Genomic DNA, 26,110 nt, shown 5'->3' with positions numbered 1-26,110 from the left:
CAAAATGTAACTCTTCTTAGGACTATGGGGTCGTGAATTATGGGGACGGATCAGGCGCTGCTTTATATTGTTGCCACGCCCATTGGTAACCTGGCCGATATGGTACCGCGAGCGATTGAAGTTCTACAATGCGCCGATCTGGTTGCGGCGGAGGACACGCGTCACAGTCAGCGGCTTTTTGCCCACTTTGCGATCGATACGCCGCTGGTCGCATACCATGACCACTCGGACGACAAGCGCACCGGGCAACTGCTACAGAAGCTGGAAGAGGGGCAGACCATCGCGCTGATCTCCGATGCCGGCACGCCGCTGATCTCCGATCCCGGCTATCGACTGGTGCGAGAGGCCCGCAACCGCGGTGTGCGCGTGGTGCCGATCCCCGGCGCCTGCGCCTTTGTCGCCGCCCTCAGTGCCGCCGGCCTGCCCAGCGACCGCTTCAGTTTCGAGGGTTTCCTGCCGGCGAAGGCCGGTGCGCGGGAAAAGGCGTTGCGGGAACTGGCGGGCGATCCCCGCACGCTGGTTTTCTACGAGGCGCCACACCGGGTGGCGGATACGCTGGAAGCGATGGCCGTGGCGTTCGGCGGCGATCGCGAGGCGGTTATTGCCCGGGAGCTGACCAAGGCCTTCGAAACCATGTACCTGGCACCGCTCGATGAGCTGACGGCCTGGGTGCGCGCCGATAGCAACCAGCAGCGCGGCGAGATAGTACTGCTGGTGCGGGGCGCGGAGCGCCGCAGGGATTCGGCGCTGGATGGCGAGGCCGAGCGGGTCATGAAACTGCTGCTGGCCGAGTTGCCACCCAGGCGCGCCGCGGCGTTGGCGTCCGAGATTACCGGCGCCAACAAGAAGGCGCTGTACAACTGGAGCCTGGAGCAGAAGTAGCGGCGTGGCGCCGGACCGGAAATCTGTCCGGAATTCGGCCGACACCGGCATTCCGCGCGCATTTCTCCTTGCCTTCCATTCCCGGCCCCATTAATCTCCGCCGCCGAGCTGGCCGGGCAATCGCTGTTTCCCTTCGGGGGAGTGGAGGAAAGTCCGGGCTCCGCAGGGTGGGACGCCAGGTAACGCCTGGGAGGTGTGAGCCTACGGAAAGTGCAGCAGAGAGCAGACCGCCGATGGCCCTCAGATTTCGGTTTGGGGGCACAGGTAAGGGTGAAAGGGTGCGGTAAGAGCGCACCGCGCGGCTGGTAACAGTCCGCGGCACGGTAAACCCCGTCCGGAGCAAGACCAAATAGGCCCCCTACAGGTGTGACCCGCACCGGGGGCGGGTAGGTCGCTTGAGGTGTCTGGTGACAGGCATCCCAGATGAATGATTGTCGCGGGCGGTTCGCCGTCCGACAGAACCCGGCTTACAGGCCAGCTCAATAGATTGATCCGGATCGCGTAAGGGAATTGCCTCCCTTTCGCGGTCCGTCTGGCGGGGCCGCAGGGTTTGTCCGTCAGCAGCACTGAAAGCCTCGGGCAGTGCCCGGGGCTTTTGTGCTATTGCTGCTGCGCCTGGGCCGCTGCAGCGAAGGCCTGCATCAGCTTGCCGATCTCCGCCTTGTGTTCGGCCGCCGCGTTCAGGTCCTCTTCGGTCAGGCATGGAAAGTCGGACTCGAAGTCGGCCTTCAGTTCCTCTGCCGCATCCGGCGCGCGTTTGACCAGATTCTGCAGCACTGTCTGCTTCATGCCGGCGGAGAAGCCGGTCATGGTGACCTGCAGGTAGACGGCGTACTGCTCGGCGCTGTCCAGTCCGTGTTTCCTGGCGATGGCATCGACTGGCTCGTAGACATCGTGCTCCTGCATCTTCTCCTTGATGAAGGACTGTCTTATTTCCATATCGCAGCGTTCGGCTTCCGAAGCCGGCTTGTTGCTGGTGCTTTCCTCTTCCGAGGAGAGGGAAGACTGCTGCAGCAGTGGAGCGATCTCCGGCGAGGCTGCCTGCAGTTTCTTCAGGTTATCCGCCGTAATGACCGTGTCGGCGTGGGCCGGCAGGCCGGCGGCCAGTGTCAGCAGTGCAGCGGCGGTCAGCGGCAGTTTTTTCATGTTTTTCATGGAGCGCTCCTTGTCATCTGGTTGATCCGTATTTTGCCGAATCGCGACAGTACAGCTTTGACTGTCGGCCTGGCAAGCGGGCCGCCCCGCAAGCCTGTCTCCGCACTGAAACGCCCGCCAGATATTCAATTTGGTATCAGTGTTCGCTAACAGTCTTCGATTCAGTCGCATTCCCTCGAAACTTAAAGTAACTTCTGAAGTTGAATAAGTAAGTGCTTGCTCAACTTTGCAGTTGTTGCTGCAAAAATCGCCTGTCTATTTGTTGCCCACCGCTGCAGGCCGCGAAATTACTGGGATTTCGCGCTCCTTTGCCGTTGATTTCCTTGACTTTAAGCGGGCCAGATTTATAGTGTCGGAAGTGGAGAAAAGTGGAATTTTGTGGGTCAGAGTGGTTTATCAGGGGGCGTGAGTGGGTATTTACACCGCGATAATGAAAATCACGCTCAGGATTGTATAAAAATCCGCCAGAATTTCTCCCGTTTAAATCGGCGCGCCGGCAGCGGTTTCCACCTGCGCATTTGCGAGCAACGCACTTGGACGAAAAGTGTACTTAGGCAGCCACGCAATCAATATGGACGCCAAGGGGCGTCTGGCCATTCCGGCGCGGGTCCGCGACACGCTGCTGGAGGATTGCGGTGGACGCCTGGTGGTGACGGCCCACACCGAAGAGCGCTGCCTGCTGGTGTATCCCGAACCCCAGTGGCAGGAGATTCTCCCGAAGATTGAAGCGCTTTCCAGCTTCAACAAGGTGGCGCGCCGGGCTCAGCGGCTGTTGATCGGTTACGCCTGCGAGCTGCAGGTGGACGGCAACGGCCGCGTACTGATTCCGCCGACCCTGCGCGAGTACGCCAGCCTGGAAAAGAAACTGATGCTGGTGGGGCAGGGCAAGAAACTGGAACTGTGGAGCGAAGAGGGCTGGATGTCCTGGCTCGACGATAGCGAAGGCGAGGGCGAGATGCCGGAGGAGATGGCTTCTCTCTCTCTTTAAAGAAGAGGGCACAGGGTGTCTCAGGATCTGCATCGCAGTGTGTTATTGCGCGAGGCCGTGGACGCCCTGGTGATCGACCCGGGCGGTTTTTATATCGACGGCACTTTCGGCCGCGGCGGCCACAGTGCGCTGGTGCTGGAAAAGCTGAATGACAACGGTCGCCTGTTGGCGGTCGACAAGGATCCGCAGGCAGTGGATTTCGCCCGTGAGCGCTTCGCCGGCGACGCGCGCTTTTCCATCTGGCACGGCTCCTTCGCCGATATGGACGAGGCCGCCGGCGATCGCGCCGGGCAGGTGACCGGCATCCTGCTGGACCTGGGCGTTTCCTCGCCGCAGCTGGACCAGGCCGAACGCGGTTTCAGCTTTATGCAGGACGGCCCGCTGGATATGCGCATGGACACCAGCCGCGGCCCGAGTGCGGCGGACTGGGTCAACAGCGAAGCGGAAGCGGAGCTCGTCCGGGTTTTCAAGGAATACGGCGAGGAGCGTTTCGCCCGCCGCATGGCGGCGGCCATCGTGCGGCGCCGGGCGGAAAAGCCGTTCGAGCGCACGCTGGACCTGGCGGAAGTGGTCAAGGCGGCCAACCCCGCCTGGGAAAAAGGCAAGCACCCGGCGACCCGGGTCTTCCAGGCGATCCGCATCCATATCAACGGAGAACTGGACGATCTGCAGGACGCGCTGGAGAAATCGCTGCAATTGCTCGCCCCGGGCGGGCGCCTGGTGGTGATCAGCTTCCACTCGCTGGAAGACCGGATGGTAAAGCGGTTTATCCGCGAAAAGGAACGCGGCCCCAAGCTGCCGCGCGGCCTGCCGGTGATGGACAGCCAGATCGAGAAAACGCTGCGCTCGGTGGGTAAGGCGGTCAAGGCGAACGAAGTCGAGGTGGATGAAAACCTGCGCTCCCGCAGCGCGGTGATGCGGGTGGCCGAGAAACTCGGCGGGACCGCGCCGTGAGCAGAGGCCGCAAATTGCTGCTGGCGCTACTGTGGCTCGGCGCCATGGCCTCGGCCCTGGCGGTGGTCCACACCACACAGCGCAGCCGCGCGCTGACCGCGGAATTGGTGGAAGCGCAGAAAACGCGCGACGAACTGCGTTACGAACAGGAGCGGTTGCTGCTGGAAAAAGGCGCCTGGTCCGCCTACAGCCGCATCGAGAAGGTCGCGCGGGAAGAGCTGGAAATGCATGTGCCGGCGCCGGACGAACAGGTGCTGGTACCGGCGGAATAGACAATAGAACCGGGCTGGAACGGAGCCCTGTGTAGGAGCCTGCCCTGCAGGCGAAAAAGCAGGGCCCACTAGCACCAACAGATAAAGCGATAGGGATGGGAGCGCCATGGGCGCAGTGAAGAAACAGCAGGTCAAACCGGGTATCGCCCGCTGGCGCTTTGCACTGGTGGCGCTGCTGCTGTGCCTGCTCGCCCTGTCGCTGGTATTCCACCTGGCGCGCCTGCAGGTGCTGCCGGAGGCCGAGCGCGGCTACCGCTTCCTGCAGGACCAGGGCGACGCGCGCACCATCCGCACCGAAGAGATCGCCGCCTACCGCGGCTCCATCGTCGACCGCAACGGCGAGCTGCTGGCGGTGAGCACGCCGGTGCACAGCCTCTGGGCCAACCCGCAGTTGCTGCGCGAGGCCGGTGCCGACGAACTGCGCCGGCTGGCGGCGGCACTGGAGATGAAACCGGCTGCCCTGGCCAAGCGCCTGGAAAAATACCGCAGTAAAGAATTCATGTACCTGGCCCGCCACCTGGCCCCCGAACAGGCGCAGCAGGTGCTGGCACTGGATACCGCCGGCGTCTACAGCAAGAAAGAGTACCGCCGCTTCTACCCGGCGGGCGAAGTGACCGCACAGCTGCTCGGCTTCACTAATATCGACGACAGTGGCCAGGAGGGCATGGAACTCGCCTACAACCAGTGGCTGTCCGGCCAGCCCGGCGCCCAACAGGTGGTCAAGGACCTGAAAGGCCGCACCGTGCAGGACCTGGCGGTCGTGCGCGAGGCGCGACCCGGCCAGGACCTGCGCCTGTCCATCGACTTGCGACTGCAGTACCTGGCCTACCGCGAGCTGAAGCGCGCCGTTTCCGAAAATGAGGCCGCCTCCGGCTTTATGGTGATCCTGGATACCCGCAGTGGCAACGTTTTGGCGATGGCCAACCAGCCGTCCTTCAACCCGAATAACCGCCGCGGCCTGAACGCCGCGGCGATGCGCAACCGCGCGCTGATCGACCAGTTCGAACCCGGCTCCACGGTCAAGCCGATCACTGCACTGGCGGCGCTGGAGAGCGGCCGCTACCAGCCGCACACGCCGATCGATACCAGCCCCGGCTATATTCGCGTGCCCGGCAAAACGCTGCTCGATCACCGCAACTACGGTGTGATCGACCTGACCCGAGTGATCACCAAATCCAGCCAGGTGGGCATCACGAAAATCGCCCTGGACCTGGAACCAAACAATATCCGCGGACTCTTTTACCGGCTGGGGCTGGGGGAGGCGGTCGGCACCGGCTTCCCCGGCGAGGCGGCGGGAATCCTGCCCAGCCGAAGTCGCTGGCGGCCAATCGAGCGGGCCAATTTCGCCTTCGGCTACGGTTTAACGGTGAACTCGGTGCAGCTTGCACAGGCCTACAGTGTCATTGCCAACGCCGGGCTCAAGCGCCCGGTTTCGTTGGTTTTAAGCGGTGCCAATCCCGAGGCTGAGCCCGAGCAGGTAGTCGAGGCACCACTGGCGCGGGAAGTGACGGCCATGCTGGAGACGGTCATTACCCCGGCCGGCACCGGCACACGAGCCGCGGTGGAGGGCTACCGGGTGGCCGGCAAGACCGGCACAGTGCACAAGGTGGGCAGCGGGGGCTACGAGGACAGCCGCTACCGTTCTGTGTTCGCCGGTTTTATCCCGGCGGACCGGCCGCGACTGGCCGCGGTGGTGGTGATCGACGATCCCCGCAATGCCAAATATTACGGTGGCGAAGTGGCCGCGCCGGTGTTCGGATCCGTGATGGCCGGCGCCATGCGCCTGCTGCAGGTGCCGCCCACAGAAGTGGATTCGCCGGAGCGGCAACTGGCGGTTCAGCTGAGCGAGAGAGGTACAGAGTCGTGAATCAGCGTCCCGAAACACAAAACAGTCAGTCCCGGAAGGTATCGAAGGCATCGAAGGTATCGCTGCAGGAGCTGGTGCCCGGCTATGCCGGTATTCCCGACGTGGCGGTGTCCGGCGTGGCACTCGACAGCCGCCAGGTTGAGCCGGGCGATGTCTTTATGGCGCTGCGCGGCAGTGTCGTGGATGGGCGCGAGTTTATCGGCGCCGCTATCGCCGCCGGCGCGGCCGCGGTGCTGGCGGACGCCGAGCAGCTGCACTGCGATATCCGCGAGGGCATCCAGGTGGTCAGCGTGCCGGGTCTGGCCAAGCGCGTGGGCGAAATCGCCGCGCGCTTCTATGGCAACCCGACCGAAGACATGTACCTGGTGGGCGTGACCGGGACCAACGGCAAGTCCACCTGCGCCTACCTGACCTCGCAACTGCTGGCGCGCCATTTCGGCGCCGCCGGGGTCATGGGCACTATCGGCAACGGTATCTGGAAAGACGGCCAAATCGAGCTGCACGAAACCGGTCTCACCACACCGGACCCGGTGCGACTGCAGGCGGACTACGCCGATTTCCGTGATCGCGGCGTGGACGCCGCGGCCATGGAAGTGTCCTCGCATGCGCTGGCCCAGGGGCGGGTACACGGCCTGATTTTCGATACCGCCATCTTTACCAACCTGTCGCGGGACCACCTGGATTACCACGGCAACATGGCCGCCTACGGCGCCGCCAAGGAAAAGCTGTTCGGCCTGCCAAAGCTGAAACGTGGCGTGATCAATATCGACGACCCGTTCGGCGGCCAGTTGGCGGAGCGCTGCAAGATCCGCGGCCTGCGCGTGATCACCTACGGCCTGCAGGCCGGAGACCTGCACGTCACCGACCTGCAGCGCCATGACAGCGGCTTCTCGGTGCAACTGACCTCGCCCTGGGGCGACGGCGAACTGAACGCGCCGCTGATCGGCGACTTCAATATCCACAATGCACTGGCGGTGGTGGCTGCGGCGGCCGCCGGCGGCATGCCCTTCGAGGAAATTCTCGCGGCCTTCCCTACCATCAAACCGGTACCCGGCCGAATGGAGCGGGTACGGGTGGACGGTGCCGATGAGGTCAGCGTGCTGGTGGACTATGCCCACACACCCGAGGCGCTGCGCGCGGCGCTGGCGGCGGCGCGGCCCTACTGCCGCGGCAGGCTGTGGTGCGTATTCGGCTGCGGCGGCGACCGCGATAGCGGCAAGCGCGCGCCCATGGGCCGCATCGCCTCGGAGATGGCCGATCATGCCATCGCCACCAGCGACAATCCGCGCAGCGAGGACCCGCAGAAAATCATCGACGATATTCTCGAGGGCGCCGCCAGCAATATTGAAACGGAAGTGGACCGCGCCAGTGCCATCGCCCGCGCAGTGGACGCCGCCGCGCCCGGCGATATCGTGCTGATCGCCGGCAAGGGCCACGAGGACTACCAGATTATCGGGGCGGAAAAAATTCACTTCTGCGACCGCGAACAGGCCACCGCCGCGTTGCGCAAACGCGCCGATCGCGTCGAGGGGGAGGCGAAATGATCCACCCGCTCTCCCTGCAACAGCTACAGGAGCGTTTTGGCGGCGAGCTGGTAAACGGCTCGGTGCCGTTCGATCGCGTCTGCACCGACACCCGCGCGCCGGATGAACGCGCGCTGTTTGTCGCGCTCAAGGGAGAGAACTTCGACGCGCACGACTTTGTGGCCGACCTGGAAGGCAAAGTGCTGGGTCTGGTGGTCGAGCGCGAAATCCCCGACTGCCGACTGCCGCAGTGGCGGGTGGCGGACACCACCGTGGCCCTCGGGCAGATCGGCCGGCTGTGCCGCGAGCAGTTTGAGGGCCGCACTATTGCCATTACCGGCTCCTGCGGCAAGACCACGGTCAAGGAAATGCTGGCGGCTATTTTCGGCCAGCGCCACCGGCCCTGCGTCACTGCCGGCAACCTGAACAACCACTTCGGCCTGCCGATGACACTGTTCGGCCTGCAGCCGGAACACGACGTGCTGATTCTCGAGATGGGGGCCAGCGGACCGGACGAGATCGGCTACCTGTGCGGTATCGGCGTGCCGCAGGTGAGCGCGGTTAACAATGTGATGCCGGCGCACGTGGAGGGTTTCGGCTCCGTGGACGCCATCGCCGCTGCCAAGGGCCAGATCTACACCGGCCTGGAAACAGGTGGCACAGCGGTGATCAACGCCGACGACAACTACGCGGATTACTGGCGCCAGCGGCTGCCGGACGGCGTGCGCGAACTGGATGTGGGCCTGGGGCACGGCTGCGCCGTGCACGCGGACAATATCGAACTGGACGCCCAGGGACGGCCGGCGTTCGACCTGGTGATCGAGGAACTGGCGCACCCGGTCAGGCTGCAGCTGCTCGGCGAACACAATGTGCACAATGCGCTGGTCGCCGCCGGCTGCGCCTTCGCCGCCGGTCTCCCGGCGTCGGAAATCGCCAGCGGCCTGGGTCTGGCGGCCGGTGTGCAGGGCCGCATGCAGGAGCATCGCACCGCTGCCGGCGCCACCGTGATCGATGACAGCTACAACGCCAACCCGGGCTCGGTGGCGGCGGCGATCGAGCTGCTGGCGCAGCGCCCCGGCAGGAAAATCCTGGTTCTGGGGGATATGGCAGAACTGGGTGCGGACGCCGGGGAAATGCACCGGCAGGTCGGCGAACTGGCGCGCGAGCGCGGACTGGATGCGCTGTTTACGCTCGGCCCACTGGGCAATGCCGCCAGTGTCGCCTTCGGCGAGGGCAGGCATCTGCCGCTGCACAATTTCCGCGATCGCGCACCGCTGTCGGCGGCGCTCGCCCGCGAACTGAATGAACACACCACAGTGCTGGTGAAAGGTTCCCGCAGTGCTCGTATGGAACTGGTAGTGCAGGCACTTACCCAGGACACACCTGCAAAAGACGGGAACGACTGAGAGGTATAACGATGCTGCTCTGGCTGGCAGAACTATTACAACAACATGTGAGCACCTTTGCGGTGTTCAACTACCTGACTGTGCGCGCCATCCTGGCAGCGCTGACGGCGCTGGGCATTTCCCTGATCGTGGGCCCGCGCATGATCACCTGGCTGAACCAGCTGCAGGTGGGCCAGGCGGTGCGCGACGATGGCCCGCAGACCCACCTGAGCAAATCCGGCACGCCCACCATGGGCGGTACGCTGATCCTGGCCGCAATTTTTTCCTCGGCACTGCTGTGGTCGGACCTGGACAACCGTTTTGTCTGGGTGACACTGATCGTCACTTTCATTTTCGGCGCCGTGGGCTTTGTCGACGATTACAAGAAAGTCGTGCACAAGAACCCGCGCGGCCTGATCGCACGCTGGAAATATTTGTGGCAGTCCATCGCCGGTATGGGCGCCGCGCTCTATCTGTACATGAGCGCCACCAGCCCGGCGGAGACCCAGTTCTTCGTGCCCTTTTTCAAGGATATTGCCATCGACCTGGGGCCGGTGTTCTTTATCCTGCTGACCTATTTCGTGGTGGTGGGGTCGAGCAACGCGGTCAACCTGACAGACGGCCTGGACGGCCTGGCGATCATGCCCACGGTCATGGTGGGCGGCGCGCTGGGTGTCATCGCCTACCTGGCCGGTCACGTGGAGTTCGCCACCTACCTGCATATTCCGTCGATCACCGGCGCCGGCGAGCTGGCGGTCTTCTGCGCCGCCCTCTGTGGTGCCGGGCTCGGGTTTTTGTGGTTCAACACCTACCCGGCCCAGGTTTTCATGGGCGACGTGGGCGCGCTGGCACTGGGCGCGGCGCTGGGCATTATCGCGGTGATCACCCGGCACGAAATCGTGCTGTTCATCATGGGTGGCGTGTTCGTGATGGAAACGGTCTCGGTGATCCTGCAGGTGGCGTCCTTCAAACTGACGGGCAAACGCATTTTCCGCATGGCGCCGCTGCACCACCATTTTGAACTGAAGGGCTGGCCGGAGCCGCGGGTGATCGTGCGTTTCTGGATTATCACGGTGGTGCTGGTACTGGCCGGCCTGGCAACACTGAAATTACGTTAAGAGTTAAACGAAACGCTATAGAAGCAAGACGATAGACGTAGCATGGGCAAAGCGAAGCCTGCCCATCAAGACCGACGAACAAATGAAAAGACAATTTTCGGGCCGATAAACGAATGACACTGATCGCGACCTCGGAGAAAAAAGTGGTAATCGGCATGGGCGCAACCGGGCAATCGGTTGTGCGCTACCTGCTGCGCGCCGGTTTTTCGCCGCTGGTTGCGGACAGCCGCGCCGAGCCGCCGGGGCTGGATAAGTTCCGCCGGGAGTTCCCGCGGGTGCCGGTGGAAACCGGCCCACTGAATGCGGATACCCTGCTTGCCGCCACCGAGATCGTCGCCAGCCCGGGGGTCGCGCTGGCCGAACCGGCGCTGCAACAGGCGGCCGCAGCCGGTATCCCGATTGTCGGCGATATCGAGTTGTTCGCGCGCGAGCTGGAAAAGCTGGAGCAGCCGCCGCAGCTTGTCGCCATCACCGGCTCCAACGGCAAGAGCACCGTGACCACGCTGGTGGGGCAGATGGCGGAAGAGGCCGGCGTCACTGTCGCCGTGGGCGGCAATATAGGTGTGCCGGTGCTGGATCTGCTGGCGCAGCCGCTGCCGGCGCTGTTCGTGCTGGAACTGTCCAGCTTCCAGCTGGAAACCACGAGCACGCTGGCACCGACCGTGGCCACCATCCTGAACCTGAGTGCGGACCATATGGATCGCTACGACAGCATGGTCGACTACCATCGCGCCAAGCAGCGTATCTACCGCAATGCGCAACAGCTGGTGGTCAACCGCGCGGATCCGCTGACACGCGGGCCCCTGTCGAAACACAGCCGCGAGTGGAGCTTTGGCCTGGACCAGCCGGACCTGCGACAGTTCGGCCTGCGCGAGGTCGACGGGGAAACCTGGCTGGCACAGGGCTTCGAGAAACTGCTGCCGCAGGCAGAGCTGGCAATGGTGGGCAGCCACAATGTGGCCAATGCACTGGCGGCCCTGGCATTGGGCAATGCCGCGGAACTGCCGATGGCGGCGATGCTGTCGGTATTGCGCCGCTTCAACGGCCTGGCGCACCGCTGCGAGCGGGTCGCGGACCTGGACGGCGTCACCTATGTGAACGACTCCAAGGGGACCAATGTGGGTGCCACCCGCGCGGCGCTGGAAGGCCTGGCCACCGGGACGCAGAAAATCGTGCTGATCGCCGGCGGCGACGGCAAGGGTGCGGATTTCGCCCCACTGGCCGAATCCGCGGGTGCGCTGCGGGCACTGGTTGCCATCGGTGTCGACGGCGAAAAAATCGCGCAGGTGTTTGCCGGCAAAACCGAAATCGAGTCCGCGGCCTCCATGGACGAGGCCGTGGCCAGCGCGCGCGCACTGGCACAGAGTGGCGACTATGTGCTGCTGTCACCGGCCTGCGCCAGCTTTGACATGTACCGCAATTTCGAGGCCCGCGGCGACGACTTCCGCCGCGCCGTCCGCGAACTGGCCGGGGCGTCGCAGCCCGCAGGAGGCGCCGCGTGAATCCGGCACAGGCGGAAAAGCTGCAGTTGGAAAAGAACGTCGATTGGCTGCTGCCGTTCTGCGTGCTGGCCCTGGTCAGTATCGGCGTGGTGATGGTCGCCTCTGCCTCCATCGCCTTCGCGGCGGATATTTACGGCGACCCCTGGTATTTCCTCAAGCGCCACCTGCTTTTCCTGGCGGTTGGCGCCGCGGCGGCGCTGGTGGTGAGCCAGGTGCCGCTGTCGGCCTGGTCCAAACTGTCCTGGCCGCTGCTGGTGTTTGCCTGCCTGTTGCTGCTGGCGGTACTGGTGCCGGGCATCGGCCGCGAAGTGAACGGCAGCCGCCGCTGGCTGGCCTTCGGCGGCTTTACCGTGCAGCCGGCGGAAGTGGCGAAGTTCTGCCTGCTGGTATTTTTTGCCAGCTTCCTGACCCGCCGCAACCAACAGCTGCGCCACTGGAGCAGCTTTATGGTGCCGGTGGTGATCCTCGGCGTCGTGGCACTGATGCTGCTGGCGCAACCGGACTTCGGTTCGGTGGTGGTGATTTCCGGCACGGTGCTGGCGATGGTGTTCCTGGCCGGCGCGCGCCTGCCGCACACTTTCTTGCTGGTGGCACTGGCGGCCAGCGCGCTGGCGTTGCTGGCACTGATGAGCCCCTACCGGCTGCAGCGGTTGACGACCTTCCTGGATCCGTGGCGCGACCAATTCGCCGGCGGTTACCAGTTGACCCAGTCGCTGATTGCCTTCGGTCGCGGGGAATGGTTCGGGGTCGGCCTCGGCAACAGTGTGCAGAAACTGTTTTACCTGCCGGAGGCGCACACGGATTTTATTTTCGCCATCCTCTCCGAGGAGTGGGGCATGGCCGGCGGGCTGGTGGTGATCGGGCTGTTCGCGGCCCTGACCTGGTCGCTGCTGCGGCTGGTGCGCGAGGCGCTGGCACAGCAAAAATTCTTTGCCGCGCTGCTGGCGTTCGGCATCGCGGTGCTGCTGTCCGGACAGGCGTTCGTCAATATGGGCGTGGCTTCCGGCCTGCTGCCCACCAAGGGACTGACGCTGCCGTTTGTCAGCTCCGGTGGCAGCAGCCTGGTGATCTGTTGTGCACTGTTTGCGCTGGCGCTGCGGCTGCAGGCCGAGTTGCGGCTCGAGACAGATGATGAGAAAGAAAGTGGCGGCACCATTCGCCAGTTGCCAATTTTCAACCCGCTGCAACTCGGGGACAGAAACGTTAAAGGGGAGGCGGCCTGATGGTTGAACAGAACGCGCCGCAGCCTGCGGATTTCTCCGGCAAGAAGTTCCTGGTGATGGCCGGCGGGACCGGCGGTCACGTATTTCCGGCGCTGGCCGTGGCGCGCGCTCTGCAGGCGCAGGGCGCGTCGGTCGAGTGGCTGGGTACCCGGCGCGGTATCGAATCACAGCTGATTCCGGAAGCGGATATTCCGCTGCACTTCATCACTGTCGAGGGGGTGCGGGGCAGGGGCAAGTTGGCGCTGCTGAAGGCCCCGCTGCAGATTGCCCGCGCCGTCGGTCAGGCGCGCGCGGTGGTCAAATCGGTGGCGCCGGATGCGGTGCTGGGTTTTGGTGGTTTTGCCACCGGTCCCGGTGGCGTCGCCGCGCGGATTGGCGGTATTCCGCTGATCATCCACGAACAGAATGCGGTGGCCGGCACCACCAACCGGTTGCTGGCGCGCATCGCCAACCGGGTGCTGGAAGCTTTCCCGAGCGGTTTGCCCGGTGGCCAGCAGGTGGGTAACCCGGTACGCGACGAAATCGCGCAGTTGCCGGAACCGGAATCGAGGGTGGCACAACAGCGGCCGCTGCGCCTGCTGATACTGGGTGGCAGCCTGGGGGCGGTGGCAATCAATGAACTGGTGCCCCAGGCCATCGCGCTGTTGCCGGAGGAGCTGCGGCCGAGCGTCGTGCACCAGGCCGGCAAGCGCCACCTGGATATTGCGCGCGGCGCCTACGAGCAGGCGGGCGTCGAAGCGGAAGTGGTGCCATTTATCGCCGATATGGCCGCGGCCTATTGCAACGCGGACCTGATTATCTGTCGCGCCGGTGCGCTGACAGTGTCGGAAATTGCCGCCGCCGGTGTCGGCGCCATCATGGTGCCCTTCCCGTTTGCGATCGACGACCATCAGACCAAGAACGGCGAATGGTTGCAGAAAGCCGGCGGCGGCATCGTGCTGCAGCAGGAGTCGCTGACCGCACAGCAGCTGGCGGAACAGTTGACCGACCTGTTCGCGCAACCGGAAAAATTACAGGCAATGGCCACGGCCGCGCGCCGCGCGGCGGTGACCGATGCGACACAGCGGGTGTTGGCCGCCTGCGCCGAAGAGACAGCAGCGCCCGCGGCGCCGGCTAAGGGGCACTGAGGTAGAGGGTTATGTCCACAGAGCACACGATAGAAAACAACCGTTACGGCGTGCCCACCATGCGCCGCATCCGCCGCATTCACTTTATCGGTATTGGCGGCGCGGGTATGAGTGGTATCGCCGAGGTGCTGCAGAACCAGGGCTACGAGGTTTCCGGCTCCGATCTCAAGGAGTCCCCGGTCACCGAGCGTCTGCGGGAGCTCGGCGTCAGGGTCCAGATCGGCCACGGCGCGGACAATGTGCGCAATGTGGATGTGGTGGTGAACTCGTCCGCGGTGCACGGCGACAACCCGGAACTGGTGGCGGCGCGGGACAACCGCATTCCCATTGTGCGCCGTGCCGAGATGCTGGGTGAACTGATGCGCTACCGCTACGGCATCGCCGTGGCGGGTACCCACGGCAAGACCACCACCACCAGCCTGATCGCGTCGATCTTTGCCGCCGATAAAAAGGATCCGACCTTTGTGATCGGCGGTCTGGTCAACGCCGCCGGTGCCAACGCTGCACTGGGCGAGAGCCGCTACCTGATCGCCGAGGCGGACGAGAGCGATGCGTCGTTTATCCACCTGCAGCCGATGGTAACGGTAATCACCAACATCGATGCAGACCATATGGAAACCTATGGCGGTGATTTCGAGAAGGTCAAACAGATCTTCGTCGACTTCGTGCACAACCTGCCGTTCTACGGCCTGGCGGTAGTCTGTGGCGATGACGAGCATATTCGCGAGGTGATGCCGCAATTCTCGCGCCCGGTCTCCACCTACGGGTTCGACGAGGGCAACGATTTCCGCATTGTCGAGGTACAACAGGAGCCGCTGCGCAGTCATTTCAAGGTGCAGCGTCCGGACGGGAAACCGCTGGAAGTCTGTGTCAATACCCCGGGCATCCACAATGTGCTGAACGCGACCGCGGCGATAGCGGTGGCCACCGAAGAGGGCGTCAGCGACGAGGCCATCCGCGAGGGCCTGAAGGGTTTCCAGGGCGTCGGCCGCCGCTTCCAGATCTACGGCGACTACGCGGTAACCGACGAACCCGGCGCAGAGAAAGTAATGCTGGTGGACGATTACGGCCACCACCCGCGCGAAGTGGGCGCCACCATCCAGACGGTGCGCGACGGCTGGCCGGATCGCCGGCTGGTGATGATCTACCAGCCGCACCGCTACACCCGCACACGCGACCTGTTCGACGATTTCGTCGATGTGCTGTCGCGGGTGGACAAGTTGATCCTGCTGGACGTTTACAGCGCCGGTGAGCAGCCGATCCCCGGCGCCGACGGTCGCACCCTGGCGCGCAGCCTGCGCAACCGCGGCCTGGTGGACCCGATTTTTGTCGAGACCATCGAACAGGTACCGCCGGTGCTGGCAGACCTGCTGGAGCCGGGCGATATCGTATTGACCCAGGGCGCGGGCAATGTCGGTGCCCTGTCCCAGCAACTGGCCAAGTGGCGGTTGGGGGAGAGGGGCTGATGCGGAATGACCGGCTACCAGCCTCTGTAGGAATCTGCCTGCAGGAGAATATTGACGGGCCTCCGCAGCCGTTCACCTGCAGGCAGGCTCCTACAGGGAATGCGTAGGATGGGCAAAGCGCAGCGTGCCCATCAAAAAAAGAAAAAGCCGGCTCGCGGTGCGCGCCCGATTGCGGACGGCATCGAGGGCGAAGGCCGCAACTGGCGCCCGCTGCTGATTGTGGTTCTGGCCGTGGCCACGCTGGCCGGTGCCAGTTACGGCGGCCTCTGGCTCTGGCAGCGGGCACCGGTGGAGGAACTGAGCCGGGTCGATGCGCTGGAGCAGGTGCGGGTCAAGGGGCCGTTTCACGCGGTGACCCAGCGGCAGGTAGAAGAGATATTGCTGCCGCATTTGAGCGGCGGTTTTTTCGGCGCGGATATCAGTGCAATGCGCGCGGCGCTGCTGGAAAGCCCCTGGATCACCGGCGCCTCGATCAGCCGGCGCTGGCCGCGAGGGGTGGAAGTGGCGGTGGAGGAAGCCCGGCCGCTGGCGGCCTGGGGCGAGGACAAACTGCTGGTGGCGAGCGGCGAACTGCTGCCGCGGCCGGCGCATATGGAAACCGGCCGCCTGCCGGAGCTGGCGGGGGACGAGGAGCTGGTCGAGCGCATCGTCGCACAGTACCAGGCACTCGCGGGGTTGCTGACCACGCGGGATATGGAAGTGAAGAGGTTGTCCTTTGACGACCTGGCCGGATGGCGGCTGGAGCTGGTATCCGGGGTGGAACTGCACCTGGGGCACGATGAACTGCTGGAGCGGGTGAATCGCTTCCTCAGCCTGAGCCGCGGTGTTCTGTCGCAACACCTGGACAAGGTGGCGCGGGTGGATGCCCGCTACAGCAATGCGGTGGCGGTGCAGTGGAAGGACGATAAAAAGTAGATGAAGTGAATTGCGGGGGTCGCACAGCGTACCCGCAGGGACAACAGAATATAAATGCTAACGCTGCGCCCTGGCCCGTTATTGGGAATGCGGTCCGGAGTACAGTTCAGCGAGGTTGGTACAAAAATGACACAAGCATCCGATCACCGCATGATCGTGGGTCTGGATATCGGCACTTCGAAAGTGGTCGCGATTGTCGGCGAGGTCTACGGCGATGGCGAACTGAATGTCGTCGGTATCGGCTCGCACCGCTCCACCGGCATGAAGCGCGGTGTGGTCGTGAATATCGAGTCCACGGTGCAGTCGATCCAGCGCGCGGTGGAAGAGGCGGAACTGATGGCCGGCTGCGAGATTCACTCGGTCTACGCCGGTATTGCCGGCAGCCATATCCGCAGCCTGAATTCCCACGGCATCGTGGCGATCAAGGATCGCGAAGTGACGCAGCAGGATGTGGACCGGGTAATCGATGCCGCGCGCGCGGTGGCGATTCCCGCGGACCAGAAAATCCTGCACACGCTGCCGCAGGAATACCTGATCGACAACCAGGAGGGCGTCAAGGAACCGCTGGGCATGTCCGGCGTGCGCCTGGAAGCCAAGGTACACCTGGTCAGCGGCGCGGTGAATGCGGCACAGAATATCGAAAAGTGTATCCGCCGCTGCGGCCTGGAAGTCGAAGACGTGATTCTCGAACAGCTGGCCTCCAGTTACGCGGTACTGACCGACGACGAAAAGGAACTGGGCGTGTGCATGGTGGATATCGGCGGAGGTACCACCGATATCGCCGTGTTCACCGGCGGTTCCATCCGCCACACCGGCGTGATACCGATTGCCGGCGACCAGGTGACCAACGATATCGCCATGGCGCTGCGCACACCGACGCCGCACGCCGAGGAGCTGAAAATCAAATACGCCTGCGCGCTGGCCAAACTGGCCCGCGAGGGGGAAACCATCAAGGTGCCGAGCGTCGGCGACCGCGAACCGCGGGACCTGTCGCGCCAGGCGCTGGCCGAGGTGGTGGAGCCGCGCTACGACGAACTGTTCACGCTGGTGCAGGCGGAACTGCGCCGCAGTGGTTTCGAGGACCTGTGTGCGGCGGGCGTGGTGCTGACCGGCGGCTCTTCAAAAATGGAGGGCGCGGTGGAACTGGCCGAGGAAATTTTCCATATGCCGGTGCGCCTGGCGGTACCTCAAGGTGTAGCCGGGTTGACCGATATTGTCAGCAATCCGATTTACTCCACCGGCGTGGGCCTGTTGATGTACGCCATGCGCCAGGAAGAAGTGGGCGGGGGCGTGAAACAGCGGCCGCAGCGGGACGACAACCCCTGGTGGGACAAGGTCAAGCACTGGTTCCGCGGGAATCTGTAGAGATGTGGAAAGCGGTCGCTCCCGTAGCGGAGGCGACCGCGCAGGATGGGCAAAGCACAATGTGCCCATCGCGAAAGATCAGGAACGAACAACAATTTTTGACATGAGCAAAAAAGGGGAACAGAGATGTTCGAACTAGTCGATAGCGTACAGGATAAGCCTGTCATCAAAGTGATCGGTGTCGGCGGCGGTGGCGGCAATGCTGTGAAGCATATGATCGTCAGCGAAGTGGAGGGTGTGGATTTCATCTGCGCCAATACGGACGCCCAGGCACTGAAAGATATCGAGGCGCGCACTATCCTGCAGCTGGGTAACAGCATTACCCGCGGGCTCGGCGCCGGCGCCAACCCGGATGTGGGCCGCCAGTCGGCGATGGAAGACCGCGAGCGGATCGCCGAGGTACTGCAGGGTGCCGATATGGTGTTTATCACTGCCGGCATGGGCGGCGGTACCGGCACCGGCGGCGCGCCCATCGTGGCGGAAGTGGCCAAGGACCTGGGTATCCTGACCGTGGCCGTGGTCACCCGCCCGTTCAAGATCGAGGGACGCAAGCGTTCGCAGGTGGCGGAAGAGGGCATTCTCGAGCTGCGCGACAAGGTCGACTCGCTGATCACCATTCCCAACGACCGCCTGCTCGAGGTGCTGGGCAACAAGATCACCATGAAGGCCGCCTATAAGGAAGCGGACAACGTGCTGCTGGGCGCGGTGCAGGGCATTGCCGACCTGATGATCCGCCCGGGCATCATGAACGTGGACTTCGCCGATGTACGCACCGTGATGTCCGAGATGGGCATGGCGATGATGGGCTCCGGTTCCGCCGTGGGCGAGAACCGCTCCCGCGAGGCCGCCGAGAAGGCCGTGCGCAGCCCGCTGCTGGACAACGTCAACCTGCAGGGCGCCCGCGGTATCCTGGTGAACATCATCACCGGCAGCGAGGAGGGCGGTTGCCAGGAACTGACCCTGGGCGAGTACTCCGAAGTGGGTGAGATCGTGCAGGAGATCGCCTCCGACGACGCCACCGTGGTAATCGGCACCGCCGTGGACGACAAGCTGGGCGACGAGATGCGCGTAACCGTGGTTGCCGCCGGCCTGGGCGATGGCGCCCAGCAGAGCGCGCGCCCGACCAAGGTGGTGGACAACACCCGCCGCCAGGAACTGCGCGAGCCCCGCGAAGGTCAAAGCGCCATGGGCAATCAGGGTGCGATGCCCGGCCGCGAGGCCGCCGAGACCCGCGCGCGCGCGGAGAGCGAGCGTCCCAAGCGCCAGGCGCCGGCGTTGAACCCGGCGGATGCGGATATGGAGTACCTGGATATTCCGGCCTTCCTGCGCCGCCAGGCGGACTAGTATGGTCGGGACTCGATCATGACTATGCGGCCTGACAGCCGGCACTCTGTGGGAGCCTGCCTTGCAGGCGATTGAATTGGCCCCGCAGTGGTCATCACCCGGAAGGTAGTCTCTTTCGGGGAGAGGCCGGAAAGCCGCCGTACCGGGGCAGCACACCGCTCATGTCACCCGGCCCCGGCCGGGCTGCCCCGGTGGCGGCTACAAAACCCGGTTTATCAGCCGGGCTTCATCGATTGGCTCGAGCTATCGTTCGGGTTAACAATTTTTAACAGCGTCGGAACCACTTCGCACCTTAGAATTGCGCTGATTGAACAACGGAAATCGCGATAGCAATATGGCGCCGCAGTCTTCGCGCTGAGCTATCCTGAGAATATGGGGCGATAAACTGCAGTGACCATGCCGCCAAATATAGTTTTGGCGTTGATTTTCTGGTACTATCGCCTGCTTGCCGCGGCCCCTGTGCCGCCTACCGACTGGGAAAAGACAGATACATGATCAAACAGCGCACCCTCAAAAATGCTATTCGCGCCACTGGCGTGGGGCTCCACACCGGCAAAAAGGTCGTACTGACCCTGAAGCCGGCGCCTGTGGACACCGGCATTGTGTTCCGTCGGGTCGACCTGGATCCGGTGGTTGAAATCGAAGCCCGCGCCGAGAATGTGGGCGATACCCTGCTGTCCACCACCCTGGTCAAGGACGATGTGCGCGTCGCCACCGTCGAGCACCTGCTGTCCGCCATGGCGGGCCTGGGCATCGACAACGCGATCGTCGAGCTGAGCGCCCAGGAAGTGCCGATCATGGACGGCAGCGCCGGTCCCTTCGTATTCCTGATCCAGTCTGCGGGTATCCAGGAGCAGTCGGCGGCGAAGAAATTCCTGCGCATCAAGAAGCCGGTTACCGTGGAAGAGGGCGACAAAGTGGCCCGCTTCCTGCCGTTCAACGGCTTCAAGGTGTCTTTCACCATCGATTTCGACCACCCGGTTTTCCAGGGCCGCAACCTGAGCTCCTCGGTGGACTTCTCCAGCACCTCCTTCGTCAAGGAAGTGAGCCGTGCGCGCACCTTCGGTTTCATGCACGAGATCGAGTACCTGCGCTCCAAGGGCCTGGTCCAGGGCGGCAGTGTCGACAACGCCATCGTGATCGACCAGTACCGTATTCTGAACGAGGGCGGGTTACGATACGAAGACGAATTCGTGAAACACAAGATCCTGGACGCCATCGGCGACCTCTATCTGCTGGGCACCAGCCTGATCGGCGAGTTCGAGGCCTACAAGTCCGGCCACGCCCTGAACAACAAGTCCCTGCGCAACCTGATGGCGCAGGAAGACGCCTGGGAAATGGTGACGTTCGAGGACGAAGAGGAAGCACCGATCTCCTACATCAAGCCGATACTGGCGGTCTGAGCCAGATCGGAACCGAAAGCCGGCACGAAAATTGCCGGCTTTTTCATAGGGGACTTCCCTGCGCCCCATCCGCCTCGCGGGCAGCCTTTGGCTGTACAAGACGGCACTCCTGCCGTTTTGTGGTTTATGTGGGGGACTCCCACCGGCGGATTTGCAGGGTGCGCGGTGCGCACCGCAAACGTGCGCCGTTAACATTTTTGTCAGCCGGCCGGTGTTACATTGGATGAAACGGTCGGTTACCTGCCATCGGAAAGGCGTGAACGCGGGGTGCGAAAGAGAAGGCCCCGGCGACAAGCATAGAAAACAACAAACAGCGAATTTCACACGCCTGTTATGAAGATAATCCTGGTCAACGAGCGCGGCGGTACGCGCACCTTCGGCTTTGGCGGCCTGAGCAGGGCGCTGCTGGGCCTGTGCCTGCTGGGTCTGCCGGTGGGCGCCTTCCTGATCGGCGCCAACCTGCCGGTGGCGGAAACCGACGTGTTCGATTCCCGCACCGCCAAGGCCTGGAGTAAGGCGCTGCGCAAGCAGCAGGAGCAGATCGACGAAGCGGACCGCGAGGCCCGCGAGCAGCTGACGGCGCTGACCGTCAAGCTGGCCGAGATGCAGGCCCGCCTGACCCGCCTGGACGCGATGGGCGAACGCCTGACCACCGCCGCCAAGCTGGACGAGGGCGAGTTCCAGTTCGGCAGCGCCCCGGCCGTGGGCGGCCCCGAGGACCCGGCCTTCGCCGGCGCCTCCGAGATGCCCTACCAGCCGCCGGAATTCCTCGACGTGATCGGCGATCTGTCCGACCAGATCGAAAACCGCGAAATGCAGCTCGGCACCCTGGAGTCACTGCTGGCCAACCGCCACCTGCAGGAAGAGCAGTTTATTGCCGGTCGCCCGATTGCCCGCGGCTGGATGTCCTCCCGCTACGGTTACCGCACCGATCCCTTTACCGGCCGCCGCACCTGGCATAACGGCCTCGATTTCGCCGGCAAGAACGGCTCCGACGTGGTGTCCGTGGCCGCGGGTGTGGTCACCTGGGCCGAGGACCGCTACGGCTACGGCCAACTGGTGGAAATCAACCACGGCAATGGCTACAAGACCCGTTACGGTCACAACAGTGAACTGAAGGTCAAGCTGGGCGATGTGGTCAAGAAGGGCCAGATTATCGCCCTGATGGGTTCCAGCGGCCGCTCCACCGGCCCGCACGTACACTTCGAGGTGTACAAGAACAACCGCCCGGTCGACCCCGCCAGCTATATCCGCCGCACCGGCCGATAGCAACTATCCTCTTCAATACTGCGCAGCCGCCGGCACTCCGCAGGAGTTGCCAGTCGCTGCGCCTTCCTGTTTACTTGCACCCCTCGTTGCAAAGCGCGCTCAAAGGGGGCAGGTATCGAAATTCCCACCGGTCCTGAAGGCCGGCAGCGCAAATAAAATCAAGTGGTTTCTGGATAATGATTGGCAAACTGATTAAATCGGTCTTCGGTTCTAAAAACGACCGCGAACTCAAGCGTATGCGCCGCGCAGTGACAAAGGTCAACGCGCTGGAGGAAGAGTACCGGGGGCTCGACGACGCCGCCCTCAAGGCCAAGACGGAAGAGTTCAGGAAGCGCCTGGCCGACGGCGAAACGCTCGACCAGATACTGCCGGAGGCCTTCGCCGCCGTGCGCGAGGCCAGCGACCGCACCCTGGGCCTGCGCCACTTCGATGTACAGCTGATCGGCGGCATGACCCTGCACGAAGGCCATATTGCCGAGATGCGCACCGGTGAGGGCAAGACCCTGGTAGCCACGCTGCCCGCCTACCTGAATGCGCTGGAAGGCAAGGGCGTGCATATCGTCACCGTCAACGACTACCTGGCCGGCCGCGACGCCAACTGGATGCGCCCGGTATACGAATTCCTGGGCCTGGCCGTGGGCGTGATCGTGTCCCAGCAGCACCCGGAGGACAAAAAGGCGGCCTACCAGGCGGATATCACCTACGGCACCAACAACGAGTTCGGCTTCGATTACCTGCGCGACAACATGGTGCTGCGCCAGGAAGACCGGGTACAGCGCCCGCAGAACTTCGCCATTGTCGACGAGGTGGACTCCATCCTGATCGACGAGGCGCGCACGCCGCTGATCATCTCCGGCGCCGCTGAGGATTCCTCCCATCTATACCTGGCCATGAACAAACTGGTGCCGCAGTTGAAACGCGCCGCGGATGAAGAGGGCGCCGACGGCCACTACAGCGTGGACGAGAAAACCCGCCAGGTGGAGCTGACCGAGGACGGCCACCAGCTGATCGAGGAGCTGCTGTCCCGCAGCGGCCTGATGAAAGAGGATGAGTCCCTGTACGCGCCCGGCAACCTGGGCCTGCTGCACCACGTGCACGCCGCCCTGCGCGCGCACGTGCTGTTCCACAAAGACGTGGACTATATCGTCCAGAACGGCCAGGTGGTGCTGATCGACGAACACACCGGCCGCACCATGCCCGGCCGCCGCCTGTCCGAGGGCCTGCACCAGGCGCTGGAGGCGAAGGAGCAGGTGCAGATCCAGAGCGAGAGCCAGACCCTGGCTTCCACCACCTTCCAGAACCTGTTCCGCTTCTACCCGAAGCTGTCCGGCATGACCGGCACCGCGGATACCGAGGCGTTCGAATTCCGCCAGATCTACGGCCTGGACGTGGTGGTGATCCCCACCAACAAACCCAAGCAGCGCGACGACCTCAACGACCTGGTCTACCTGACCAAGGAAGAGAAGATGGAAGCCATCGTCGAGGACGTCAAATACTGCCGCGACAAGCAGGCGCCGATCCTGGTCGGCACCGCGTCCATCGAGACCTCCGAGGAAATGTCCCAGCGCCTGACCCGCGCCGGCATCAAGCACCAGGTGCTGAACGCCAAGTACCACGAGCGCGAGGCGCAGATCATCGCCCAGGCCGGCCGGCCCGGCAACGTCACCATCGCCACCAATATGGCCGGCCGCGGTACCGATATCGTGCTCGGCGGCAACTGGGAGGCGGCCGTCGAGGAGCTGCGCGAACAGAAGGGTGAGGAACCCGGTGAAGCGGAAATCGCCAAGCTGAAAGAGGAGTGGCAACAGCGCCACGACACCGTGATCGAGGCCGGCGGCCTGCACATCATCGGCACCGAGCGCCACGAGTCCCGTCGCATCGACAACCAGCTGCGCGGCCGCGCCGGCCGCCAGGGCGACCCTGGTGTAACCCGCTTCTACCTGTCCCTGGAAGACAACCTGATGCGGATCTTCGCCTCCGATCGGGTGAAGAATTTCATGCAGATGCTGGGCATGGAGAAGGGCGAGGCGATCGAGCACCGCATGGTCTCCAACGCCATCGAAAAGGCCCAGCGCCGTGTGGAGGGCCGCAACTTCGATATCCGCAAACAGCTGCTGGAATACGACGACGTCGCCAACGACCAGCGCCAGGTGATCTACAGCCAGCGCAATGAACTGCTGGAAGCGGAAAATATCAGCGACACCATCGAGGCCATCCGCGAGGATGTGGTCAACGACATCATCTCCGGCTCCGTGCCGCCGCAGAGTGTCGAGGAGCAGTGGGATATCCCGGGCCTGGAGAAACAGCTGGCCGGCGAACTCGCGCTGCCGCTGCCGGTCCAGCAGTGGCTGGACGAAGACCGCACCCTGCACGAGGAATCCCTGCGCGAGAAGATCGTCACCGAAGCGCAGGCCGCCTACAAGGCCAAGGTGGAGCGCATCGCCGAATCCTCCGGCGACGCCAACCTGATGCCCACCATCGAGCGCCAGATCATGCTGCAGGTGCTGGACCAGCTGTGGAAGGAACACCTCTCCAGCATGGATCACCTGCGCGCCGGTATCGGCCTGCGCGCCTACGCCAACAAGAACCCCAAGCAGGAGTTCAAACGCGAGTCATTCCACCTGTTCCAGAGCATGCTGGAAAACCTCAAGCACGAAGTCGTGCGCGTGCTCGCCCATGTGGAGCCGATGACCCGCGAGCAGATGGAAGAGATGGAACAGCGCCGCCTGGAGCAACAGCGCAAGCAGCAACTGGAACTCCAGCACGCCCAGGCCTCGGCAATGCCGGAAGCGGAAACCCCGGAACAGCAACCGATGCCGGAACCCCTGCGCCGCGGCCCCAAGGTCGGCCGCAATGACCCCTGCCCCTGCGGCTCCGGCAAAAAATACAAGCAGTGCCACGGCAAGCTGGCCTCGTCCACCCAGACCTGATCCCTGTTCCCCCTTTCCCCTCCGGGAAGGGGGAACACCGAGTTCCAGCCTGGCGGGCTCACCGCCCGGATGACTCAAATTACATAAGAACCCGTCATACCGGCGACTGCCGGTATCCAGTGCCCGCCACTTCCCCCACCTGGATTCCGGTCTGCGCCGGAATGACGAAGGGAAGGAAATCATTCCGTAGGAGCGGCCCACGGCCGCGATAAAAATGACCGAAACTCCAATCGCGCAAATCCCCGGCATCCGCCTCGCCACCGTCCCTGCCAATATCAAGAACTGGCAACGGGACGACCTGCTGCTGATCGAGCTCAACGAAGGCGCTGCCGTCTCCGCCACCTTTACCCAGAACGCCTTCTGCGCGGCTCCGGTCACGGTGGCGAAAGAACATATCGCCAGTGGCAATATCCGCGCACTGCTGGTCAATGCCGGCAACGCCAACGCCGCTACCGGCGAACGCGGCCTGCGCGACGCCCGCGCCTGTTGTGGCGCCGCCGCCGAAGCGTTGCATATTGCCGCGCGGCAGGTTCTCCCCTTCAGTACCGGCGTCATCGGCGAACACCTGCCGCTGGAAAAAATCCTGCAGGCCATACCGGTGGCCGCCGATCATCTCGACGGCGCCGGTTGGGAAGCGGCCGCCCGCGCCATCATGACCACCGACACGCGCCCGAAAATGGCCAGCCGCACGGTGGAGATTGCCGGCGAGCAGATCCGCATCGCCGGGATCGCCAAGGGTGCCGGCATGATCCAGCCGAATATGGCCACCATGCTCGCCTACGTGGCCACCGATGCCGCCGTCGCGCAGCCGCTGCTGGACGAACTGGTCAGGGAGGCCGTACAGGCCTCCTTCAACCGCATCAGTATCGACGGCGACACCTCCACCAACGATGCCTGTGTCCTGATGGCCAGCGGCGCCACCGGCCCGCTGCTCGGCGACCCCCGCAGCCCGGAATACGAGCGCCTGAAAAACGCCATTACCGAGGTGCATATCGAACTGGCCCAGGCCATCGTCCGCGACGGCGAGGGGGCCACCAAGTTCGTCACCGTGCAGGTGCGCGGCGCCGCCTCCAGCGACGAGGCGCTCAGGGTGGCGTTTGAAGTGGGCGAATCGCCGCTGGTCAAAACCGCCCTCTACGCCTCGGATCCCAACTGGGGCCGGCTGGTGATGGCCATCGGCAATGCCGGTGTCGAGGGCCTGGATGTGGAAAAGGTGAATATCCACCTGGGCGACGTCCAGGTAGTGGAGGCCGGCGGCCGCGCGGCGAGCTACACCGAGGAGGCCGGCGAAAAGGTATTCTCGGAGCCCGAGTTCACCATCGCGGTCGACCTCGGCCGCGGCGACTGCAGCGAGCATATCTGGACCTGCGACTTCTCCCACGAGTACGTCACCATCAACGCCGAATACCGCACCTGAGGCCT

20 protein-coding genes and 1 other RNA gene are annotated in these 26,110 nt (G+C 63.9%); 20 read left to right on the top strand and 1 reads right to left on the bottom strand.

Going from position 1 to position 26,110, the window contains the following annotated elements; genetic code table 11:
* Window positions 1-39: 39 nt before the first annotated feature.
* Both rsmI and rnpB read left to right on the top strand, forming a co-directional pair.
* Entirely contained in the window at window positions 40-882 is an 843-nt protein-coding gene (rsmI, locus tag MWN76_RS00725) for a 16S rRNA (cytidine(1402)-2'-O)-methyltransferase (protein WP_250458561.1), read from the top strand.
* 104 nt (window positions 883-986) lie between these two features.
* An RNA gene (gene rnpB / locus MWN76_RS00720) (RNase P RNA component class A) lies at window positions 987-1,368 on the top strand.
* 114 nt (window positions 1,369-1,482) lie between these two features.
* Here the strand turns inward: rnpB and MWN76_RS00715 are convergent.
* Window positions 1,483-2,037 (bottom strand): hypothetical protein, encoded by a 555-nt coding sequence (locus MWN76_RS00715; RefSeq protein ID WP_250458560.1) that lies wholly within the window; start codon window positions 2,035-2,037, stop codon window positions 1,483-1,485.
* A gap of 544 nt (window positions 2,038-2,581) precedes the next feature.
* On the opposite strand from MWN76_RS00715, the gene mraZ reads away from it, so the two are divergent.
* The 18 genes from mraZ (at window position 2,582) to argJ (ending at window position 26,105) form a co-directional block, all read left to right on the top strand.
* Complete coding sequence (gene mraZ / locus MWN76_RS00710) at window positions 2,582-3,025, top strand: division/cell wall cluster transcriptional repressor MraZ (protein WP_250458559.1); 444 nt, start codon at window positions 2,582-2,584, stop codon at window positions 3,023-3,025.
* A 15-nt stretch (window positions 3,026-3,040) separates the two neighbouring features.
* A complete protein-coding gene (gene rsmH / locus MWN76_RS00705; protein WP_250458558.1) occupies window positions 3,041-3,979 on the top strand; it encodes a 16S rRNA (cytosine(1402)-N(4))-methyltransferase RsmH in 939 nt (312 codons plus the stop codon).
* Entirely contained in the window at window positions 3,976-4,251 is a 276-nt protein-coding gene (gene ftsL / locus MWN76_RS00700) for a cell division protein FtsL (RefSeq protein ID WP_250458557.1), read from the top strand. Before rsmH ends, ftsL begins: the two co-directional genes overlap by 4 nt.
* 106 nt (window positions 4,252-4,357) lie before the next feature.
* Entirely contained in the window at window positions 4,358-6,118 is a 1,761-nt protein-coding gene (locus MWN76_RS00695) for a peptidoglycan D,D-transpeptidase FtsI family protein (protein WP_250458556.1), read from the top strand.
* Entirely contained in the window at window positions 6,115-7,662 is a 1,548-nt protein-coding gene (locus MWN76_RS00690) for a UDP-N-acetylmuramoyl-L-alanyl-D-glutamate--2,6-diaminopimelate ligase (protein ID WP_250458555.1), read from the top strand. Before MWN76_RS00695 ends, MWN76_RS00690 begins: the two co-directional genes overlap by 4 nt.
* Window positions 7,659-9,047: a UDP-N-acetylmuramoyl-tripeptide--D-alanyl-D-alanine ligase gene (locus MWN76_RS00685; protein ID WP_250458554.1), complete on the top strand. Its 1,389-nt coding sequence runs from the start codon at window positions 7,659-7,661 to the stop codon at window positions 9,045-9,047. Before MWN76_RS00690 ends, MWN76_RS00685 begins: the two co-directional genes overlap by 4 nt.
* 11 nt (window positions 9,048-9,058) lie before the next feature.
* A complete protein-coding gene (mraY, locus tag MWN76_RS00680) occupies window positions 9,059-10,144 on the top strand; it encodes a phospho-N-acetylmuramoyl-pentapeptide-transferase (RefSeq protein ID WP_250458553.1) in 1,086 nt (361 codons plus the stop codon).
* Window positions 10,145-10,257: 113 nt separating this feature from the next.
* The gene (gene murD / locus MWN76_RS00675; RefSeq protein ID WP_250458552.1) at window positions 10,258-11,646 is read left to right on the top strand and encodes a UDP-N-acetylmuramoyl-L-alanine--D-glutamate ligase; all 1,389 of its coding nucleotides are present in this window, start codon (window positions 10,258-10,260) and stop codon (window positions 11,644-11,646) included.
* Window positions 11,643-12,869: a putative lipid II flippase FtsW gene (gene ftsW, locus MWN76_RS00670; protein ID WP_250458551.1), complete on the top strand. Its 1,227-nt coding sequence runs from the start codon at window positions 11,643-11,645 to the stop codon at window positions 12,867-12,869. The genes murD and ftsW overlap by 4 nt, the downstream gene beginning before the upstream one ends.
* Window positions 12,869-13,996, top strand: coding sequence for an undecaprenyldiphospho-muramoylpentapeptide beta-N-acetylglucosaminyltransferase (gene murG / locus MWN76_RS00665; protein WP_250458549.1), 1,128 nt, complete (start codon window positions 12,869-12,871; stop codon window positions 13,994-13,996). The genes ftsW and murG overlap by 1 nt, the downstream gene beginning before the upstream one ends.
* Before the next feature lie 11 nt (window positions 13,997-14,007).
* Complete coding sequence (gene murC / locus MWN76_RS00660) at window positions 14,008-15,462, top strand: UDP-N-acetylmuramate--L-alanine ligase (RefSeq protein ID WP_250458547.1); 1,455 nt, start codon at window positions 14,008-14,010, stop codon at window positions 15,460-15,462.
* A gap of 108 nt (window positions 15,463-15,570) precedes the next feature.
* Complete coding sequence (locus tag MWN76_RS00655; RefSeq protein WP_250458545.1) at window positions 15,571-16,377, top strand: cell division protein FtsQ/DivIB; 807 nt, start codon at window positions 15,571-15,573, stop codon at window positions 16,375-16,377.
* A 126-nt stretch (window positions 16,378-16,503) separates the two neighbouring features.
* Window positions 16,504-17,742 (top strand): cell division protein FtsA, encoded by a 1,239-nt coding sequence (ftsA, locus tag MWN76_RS00650; protein WP_250458544.1) that lies wholly within the window; start codon window positions 16,504-16,506, stop codon window positions 17,740-17,742.
* Between the two features lie 126 nt (window positions 17,743-17,868).
* Window positions 17,869-19,086, top strand: a complete 1,218-nt coding sequence (ftsZ, locus tag MWN76_RS00645) for a cell division protein FtsZ (protein WP_250458543.1) — start codon at window positions 17,869-17,871, stop codon at window positions 19,084-19,086.
* Window positions 19,087-19,577: 491 nt separating this feature from the next.
* Window positions 19,578-20,489, top strand: a complete 912-nt coding sequence (gene lpxC, locus MWN76_RS00640; protein WP_250458542.1) for a UDP-3-O-acyl-N-acetylglucosamine deacetylase — start codon at window positions 19,578-19,580, stop codon at window positions 20,487-20,489.
* 333 nt (window positions 20,490-20,822) lie between these two features.
* Window positions 20,823-21,758, top strand: a complete 936-nt coding sequence (locus tag MWN76_RS00635) for a M23 family metallopeptidase (protein WP_250458541.1) — start codon at window positions 20,823-20,825, stop codon at window positions 21,756-21,758.
* Between the two features lie 176 nt (window positions 21,759-21,934).
* The gene (secA, locus tag MWN76_RS00630) at window positions 21,935-24,688 is read left to right on the top strand and encodes a preprotein translocase subunit SecA (RefSeq protein ID WP_250458540.1); all 2,754 of its coding nucleotides are present in this window, start codon (window positions 21,935-21,937) and stop codon (window positions 24,686-24,688) included.
* A gap of 214 nt (window positions 24,689-24,902) precedes the next feature.
* The gene (gene argJ / locus MWN76_RS00625; RefSeq protein WP_250458539.1) at window positions 24,903-26,105 is read left to right on the top strand and encodes a bifunctional glutamate N-acetyltransferase/amino-acid acetyltransferase ArgJ; all 1,203 of its coding nucleotides are present in this window, start codon (window positions 24,903-24,905) and stop codon (window positions 26,103-26,105) included.
* The last annotated feature ends 5 nt before the right edge of the window (window positions 26,106-26,110 follow it).

This window comes from Microbulbifer litoralis (genome assembly GCF_023634065.1).
Classification (GTDB): Bacteria; Pseudomonadota; Gammaproteobacteria; order Pseudomonadales; family Cellvibrionaceae; genus Microbulbifer; species Microbulbifer litoralis.
Note: the sequence above shows the minus strand (reverse complement) of the source record. Positions and strands in the feature narration are given on the sequence as shown.